We start from the raw sequence: 1,671 nt of genomic DNA on the forward strand, positions 1-1,671 counted from the left end.
CGCGAGCGCGGCACCCGCGTGCCGGAGGAGGTCGGCGTCATCGGTTTCGACAATTGGGAGATCGTGGCCGAGGCGACGCGCCCGCCGCTGACCTCGGTCGACATGAACCTGGCGACGCTCGGCCGCGAGGCCGGGCTCGCCCTGCTTTCGCTCGTCGGCGGCCAAGCGGCCGCGCCGGGCATTCGAAAACTGCCGTGCCGGCTCGTGGTGCGTCAGTCATGCGGCCGCCCGCCGGGCGGCTAACGGGCCTGCGCTAGCAAGCGCGGCCGAACCGGGAGGAGAACCAATGAGGAGGAGAACCATGAAGACCATGATTGCCGGGCTCGCGCTCGCCGCGAGCATCTTCGCTTTGCCTGCTTTCGCCGCCGACACCGCCAACATCTGGGTGCGCGCCGACGGCTCCAACTTCATGCCGCGCATCGTCGATGCCTTCAACAAGGGCCACGAGAACCAGATCAAGCTCGACATCATCCCCAATGCCGAGATCATCCCGAAATACGGCGCCGCCGCCGCCGGCGGCACCGCGCCCGACGCGCTGTCGCTCGATCTCATCTACACGCCGTCCTTCTCGGCCGCCGGCCAGCTCGAGGACATCACCGACTGGGCGAAGTCGCTGCCCTATTTCGCCAGCCTCTCGCCGGCGCATGTCAAGACCGGCACCTATAAAGGCCGCATCTATGGCCTGCCGTTCTCGGCCGACAGTTCGGTGCTGATCTGGAACAAGAAGCTGTTCAAGCAGGCCGGGCTCGATCCGGAAAAGGGCCCGACCAACTGGGCCGAGATCGAGGCCGACGCCGAGAAGGTCAACGCCCTCGGCGGCGACATCAAGGGCTTCTATTTCTCCGGCAATTGCGGCGGCTGCAACATCTTCACCTTCACGCCGCTGATCTGGGCCTCGGGCGGCGACATCCTCTCCGAGGACGGCTCCAAGGCGACGCTGGACAGCCCGCAGCTGCGCGGCGCCATCGACCTCTACCGCTCGATGGTCAAGAAGGACCTGGTGCCGTCGGGCGCGCAGACCGACACCGGCGCCAATTTCTTCGCCGCCTTCGCCGCCGGCAATATCGGCATCTCGCCGTCCGGCGCCTTCGCCATCGGCGCGCTCAACACGCAGTACCTGAATGTCGATTACGGCGTCACCTTCCTGCCGGGCAAGGATGGCGGCTGGTCGTCCTTCGCCGGCGGCGACAATTTCGTCGTCACCAAGGGCACCAAGAAGCTCGCCGTGGTGAAGGAATTTCTCGACTTCGCCTATTCGCTGGAAGGCCAGACGCTGCTAGCCAAATACGGCAGCCTGCCGGTGCGCGGCGACATCGCCAAGGAGGCGCTGAAGGATCTCGATCCGCGCTACCAGATCGCCGCCGAGGCGATGGCCAAGGGCCGCACGCCCTATACGGTGGTGTTCAACGACCTGATCAACTCCGCCAACGGTCCGTGGACGCAGATGGTCAACGAGGTCTTCTTCGGCGACGATGTCGACGGCGCGATTTCGAATGCGCAGGAGACGATGCAGTCGATCATCGACCAGGCGCCGCAGAAGTAGCGCCGCCCTCAACCTCCCCTTGAGGGGAGGTCGGACCCGCAGGGTCCGGGTGGGGCCGCCCCGGCAGTGCTCGACGCTATCTCCCCGCCGGCGCGCGTCGCGGCGGAACCCCCCCCCGGCCCTCCGCC

2 protein-coding genes are annotated in these 1,671 nt (G+C 66.8%); both read left to right on the forward strand.

Annotation, left to right across the window (positions count from 1 at the left end):
- Window positions 1–243, forward strand: a 243-nt coding sequence (locus EN745_RS34495) for a substrate-binding domain-containing protein (protein ID WP_189363265.1), incomplete at its 5' end; no start/stop codon positions are given.
- 58 nt (window positions 244–301) lie between these two features.
- Window positions 302–1,543, forward strand: coding sequence for a sugar ABC transporter substrate-binding protein (locus tag EN745_RS34500; RefSeq protein ID WP_127423293.1), 1,242 nt, complete (start codon window positions 302–304; stop codon window positions 1,541–1,543).
- Window positions 1,544–1,671 lie beyond the last annotated feature (128 nt).

Source organism: Mesorhizobium sp. M4A.F.Ca.ET.022.05.2.1, assembly GCF_003998845.1.
Lineage (GTDB): Bacteria > Pseudomonadota > Alphaproteobacteria > Rhizobiales > Rhizobiaceae > Mesorhizobium.